The organism is Micromonospora sp. I033, assembly GCF_053890995.1.
In genome coordinates this window covers 1-4,598 of the sequence record NZ_JBSSLX010000318.1, presented here as the reverse complement: position 1 = coordinate 4,598, position 4,598 = coordinate 1, and the positions used below count along the sequence as shown (strand labels likewise).

Below are 4,598 nucleotides of genomic sequence, written 5' to 3'. Positions count from 1 at the left end.
GCCGATCTCGGCCAATCGGCCGCCGCCGAGCGGACCGCCCGAGGCCACCGCGGCCAGGCCGAGCAGTGCTCCCGCGACCGGGCCGGCGAGCGCCGCCGGCGCTAGCAACGCCGACCATCCGACCGGCGCGCGGTCCTCGGCCGCGACCCGCAGCAGCCGCCGGGCCAGCAGCCAGCCGGCCGCCATGGCGGCCAGCACCGGCACCGCGAGCAGCGCGGCGCCCAGCCCGTCCACCGGGCCGCGCGGCAGGCCGGCCAGCAGAGGTACGGCCGGCAGCGCGCCGACGGAGACCTCACTGGTCCGCACGGCGGTGTCGGTGCCGACGGCGAACCCGGGTCCGAGCAGGTAGCTGGCCGACCAGACGGTGGCGTTCGGCGCGTACGCCAGGCTGACCAGGGTGATGCCGGCCTGACCGGCCACCCCGGTCCGGTACGCCCCGATCATGTCGGCCGCGTCGCCGCCCCCGGTCGCCACGGACAGCCCGGCCGCCCCGGCGCCCGCCCCGAGCAGCAGCAGGACGGCCACCAGGCCGGTGCGCACCCCGTCGCGCAGTCCCGCCGGACAGCGGCGGGCCAGCAGAACCCCGACGCCGGTGGTCCGCACCGCGCCGACCAGGGCGCCGATCCCGCCCAGGAGCGCGAAGGTCAGCCCGGCCCGGACCGGGGACACCCGCAGCCCGGCCGCGCCGACCGCGATCGCGGCGAGGGCGCCGAGCAGCGCGTACCCGATGCCGACCGCGACCGCGACGGTGAGCGCCTGCCGGGGCGAGCGACCGCCCCGGGCGCCGACGGCCCGGCTGACGTGGACCCCCGCGCGGGTGAGCCGCCAGACGGCGAGCACGGTCAAGGCGAGCGGCGCCAGGCCGAGCGGCCCGGCGGAGGTCTCCAGCGGCACGCCGTGGCCCAGCAGCCAGCCGACCAGGCCGGCGCGCAGCGCGCCGGTAAGCGAGCCGGCGTCCTCGCTGAGCTGGGCCAGGCCGAGCACCACGGTGACCGGCAGCCAGGACGTCACGGCGGCCCAGAGGGCCGCCACCCCGGCGGCGACGGGCAGCGGGGCCCGGCCGCGCGGCGGCTCTCCCGACCGGGGGGCGGGCACCCGCGACGCCGGCCTGGCACGGTCGGTCGGCCGCGCATCGGCGGCGACCTCGACGGCGGGGCGGCGGGGCTGGTCAGGGGTGACGCGTGACATCGGCTCTACTCTGGCATGCCGCGCGGGAGACGGCAGTCCGATACCGCCCCGGGACCCCGGCGAGTTCCCTGATCCACCGGTTCGGGGGCCTCGATCCGGTTTAGCCTCGGCCCAGGACGCGACCTTTCCTGTCGCGGCACCGACCGCTCGGAGGAAGCCGTGAACGCTCCGTATCCGCCGCCCCCGCCGCCACCGGCCGCCGGTCGGGACCGGACGACTCTCTGGGGCGTCCTGGGGATCATCACGGGCCTGATCTGCTGCGGCATCCTGGGCATCGTCTTCGGCTACCTGTCGATCCGGGACGCGAAGCGCTTCGGCAAGTCGCCGCTGCTCGGCTGGCTGGCCATCGCGTTCGGCGTCATCAACCTCATCGCCAGCGCGCTCATCCGGGCCCGGGGCAACTACTACTCGCCCTACTGGTACCGGTAGGAAAGCGTGAGGGGGCCGACCGGACCCGGTCGACCCCCTCGGCACGTCACGGGACCGCTCAGCGGCCGGACATGATCTCCCGCATCAGCTTGGCGGTCTCGGTCGGGGTCTTGCCGACCTTCACGCCGACCGCCTCCAGCGCCGCCTTCTTGGCGTCGGCGGTGCCCGCCGAGCCGGAGATGATGGCGCCGGCGTGGCCCATGGTCTTGCCGGGCGGGGCCGTGAAGCCGGCGATGTAGCCGACCACCGGCTTGGTGACGTTGGCCTTGATGAACTCGGCCGCCCGCTCCTCCGCGTCGCCGCCGATCTCACCGATCATGACGATCGCCTCGGTCTCCGGGTCCGCCTCGAAGGCGGCCAGGGCGTCGATGTGGGTGGTGCCGATGATCGGGTCACCACCGATGCCGACGCAGGTGGAGAAGCCGATGTCGCGCAGCTCGTACATCATCTGGTAGGTCAGCGTGCCGCTCTTGCTGACCAGGCCGATCCGGCCGGAGCCGGTGATGTCGGCCGGGATGATGCCGGCGTTGGACGCGCCCGGCGAGGCGATGCCCGGGCAGTTCGGGCCGATGATCCGGGTCCGCTCACCCTTGGCCACGTTGTACGCCCAGAGCGCCGCGGTGTCGTGCACCGGCACGCCCTCGGTGATCACCACGGCCAGGTCGATGCCGGCGTCGATCGCCTCGACCGCGGCGGCCTTGGTGAACTGCGGCGGCACGAAGATGACCGTGACGTCCGCCCCGGTCTCCTTCATGGCGTCCGCGACGGACGCGAAGACCGGCAGCTCGGTGCCGTCGAAGTCGACCTTCTGGCCCGCCTTGCGCGGGTTGACGCCGCCGACGACGTTGGTGCCGGCGGCGAGCATCCGCCGGGTGTGCTTGGAACCCTCGGAACCGGTCATCCCCTGAACGATGACCTTGGAGTCCTTGGTCAGCCAGATAGCCATTGTCAGACCCCCGCAGCTGCCAGCTCGGCGGCCCGCTCGGCCGCGCCGTCCATGGTGTCGACCCGCTGGATCAGCGGGTTGTTCGCGCCGTCGAGGATCGCCCGACCGGCCTCGGCGTTGTTGCCGTCGAGGCGGACGACGAGCGGCTTGGTGGCCTTCTCGCCGCGCTGCTCGAGCAGCGCCAGCGCCTGCACGATGCCGTTGGCGACCGCGTCGCAGGCGGTGATGCCGCCGAAGACGTTGACGAAGACGCTCTTCACCGCCGGGTCGGAGAGGACGATCTCCAGGCCGTTCGCCATCACCTCGGCGCTCGCGCCGCCGCCGATGTCGAGGAAGTTGGCCGGCTTGACGCCGCCGTGCCGCTCACCGGCGTACGCGACCACGTCGAGGGTGGACATGACCAGGCCCGCGCCGTTGCCGATGATGCCGACCTCGCCGTCGAGCTTGACGTAGTTGAGGTCCTTCTCCTTGGCGGCCTGCTCCAGCGGGTCCACCGACGCCTGGTCGACCAGGGCCTCGTGGTCCGGGTGCCGGAAGGCGGCGTTCTCGTCCAGGCTGACCTTGGCGTCCAGCAGCAGCAGCTTGCCGTCCTTGGTCGTGGCCAGCGGGTTCACCTCGACCAGCGTGGCGTCCTCGGCGACGAACGCCTGCCACAGCTTGACCGCGACCTCGACCACCTGGTCGGCGACCTCGGCCGGGAAGCCGGCCGCGCTCACGATCTCCCGCGCCTTCGCCTCGTCCACGCCGGTGTTGGCGTCGATCGGGGCCTTCACGACCTTCTCGGGGGTCTCGGCGGCGACCTGCTCGATGTCCATGCCGCCGGCCACGCTGGCGATGCAGAGGAAGGTGCGGTTCGCCCGGTCGAGCAGGTACGAGAAGTAGTACTCCTCGGCCACGTCCGCGGTCACCGTGATCATGACCTTGTGGACCGTGTGACCCTTGATGTCCATGCCGAGGATGTCGGTGGCCCGGGCCACCGTCTCCTCCGCGCCCTCGGCCAGCTTCACGCCGCCGGCCTTGCCGCGGCCGCCGACCTTAACCTGCGCCTTGACGACAACCCGGCCGCCGAGGCGCTCGGCGATCGCGCGGGCCTCCTCCGGGGTAGTGGCGACGCCGCCGGCGAGCACGGGCAAGCCGTGCCGCTCGAACAGGTCCCGCCCCTGGTACTCGTACAGGTCCACGATTGCGCGTCCCGTCCCGTCTCCGCGGCGCGCCGTCGCGCCGCCACCAGCGTTGGAAAATCAGTTTGACGCCTGTCATCAGATGAGACAGGCCATTTGCCGCAGCCTAACGAGATGGGAACCGGCGGCAACCGAGCGGGTGCACGGTGTGCGGTAATGCACAGCCACCTCTGCGTCGCGCCGGGGTCAGCCCACCCGACAGCGACCGGCCGCGTACCCGACGACGGCTCGCATGATCTCGTCCTCGCTCCGGTCGGCGTGATTGAGCGTGGCGGTGAAGCCGGTGCCGAAGAAGGCCTGCTGCATCCCGGAGTCGAGCGCCGTGAACGCACCCAGCCCGCTGCCGACGCGCGGGTCACGCGGCTTCACGCAGAGCATCTTCTCCAGCCCCCAGCGCCGCGGGTAGATCCGCTCGATCGCCTCCCACGGCAGCCAGATCGCCTGCCCCCGGGTCGGCCGCGTCTTGATCCACAGGCCCGCCGGCCCCAGCGCGAGCACCGGGCCGCCGGAGGAGACCAGCCAGAGCTGGAGGCCGACCGGCACGGCGAAGACGAGCATCACCACCGGAACGATGAAGAGCAGTCCGGCGCCGCCGCTCTCGGAGGACGCGGCCAGGCCGATCGGACAGGCGATCACCAGCCCGACCACCAGCGTCACCAACCCGAGGGTCAGCGCCCGCTTGCCCAGGCTCGGCCGGACCACGAACGGCAGGTCCTCCGGGATCCGCTTCGCGGTCGGGGTGGCCGGCGGCTGGACCGGACCGGGGTAATACGTCTGCGGCGCGGCCGGCCAGCCGGGGGGCTGCTGGTGCGGGGCTCCGCGCTGATCGTGGTCATCGGGCGGCCACCTTCCGG

General features: G+C 73.2%; 5 protein-coding genes. 1 reads left to right on the top strand and 4 read right to left on the bottom strand.

Annotated features, from left to right (window positions below; genetic code table 11):
- A partial coding sequence (locus ACW0Q9_RS29260) for a cell division protein PerM (protein ID WP_456186793.1) occupies positions 1-1,188 on the bottom strand: 1,188 nt, incomplete at its 3' end.
- Between the two features lie 159 nt (positions 1,189-1,347).
- Between ACW0Q9_RS29260 and ACW0Q9_RS29255 the strand changes: the two genes are divergently transcribed.
- The gene (locus tag ACW0Q9_RS29255; protein ID WP_456186791.1) at positions 1,348-1,617 is read left to right on the top strand and encodes a DUF4190 domain-containing protein; all 270 of its coding nucleotides are present in this window, start codon (positions 1,348-1,350) and stop codon (positions 1,615-1,617) included.
- A 58-nt stretch (positions 1,618-1,675) separates the two neighbouring features.
- On the opposite strand, the gene sucD is transcribed toward ACW0Q9_RS29255, so the two are convergent.
- From sucD to ACW0Q9_RS29240, 3 genes are all read right to left on the bottom strand, one after another.
- A complete protein-coding gene (sucD, locus tag ACW0Q9_RS29250) occupies positions 1,676-2,563 on the bottom strand; it encodes a succinate--CoA ligase subunit alpha (protein WP_456186789.1) in 888 nt (295 codons plus the stop codon).
- Positions 2,564-2,565: 2 nt separating this feature from the next.
- Positions 2,566-3,744, bottom strand: a complete 1,179-nt coding sequence (gene sucC / locus ACW0Q9_RS29245; protein WP_456186787.1) for an ADP-forming succinate--CoA ligase subunit beta — start codon at positions 3,742-3,744, stop codon at positions 2,566-2,568.
- 186 nt (positions 3,745-3,930) lie between these two features.
- On the bottom strand, positions 3,931-4,598 hold a 668-nt coding region (locus ACW0Q9_RS29240), incomplete at its 5' end, for a hypothetical protein (RefSeq protein WP_456186785.1).

Coding starts and splice junctions, on each gene's coding strand:
- sucD (WP_456186789.1), bottom strand. CDS start 2,563: ATGGCTATCTGGCTGACCAAGGACTCCAAGGTCATCGTTCAGGGGATG.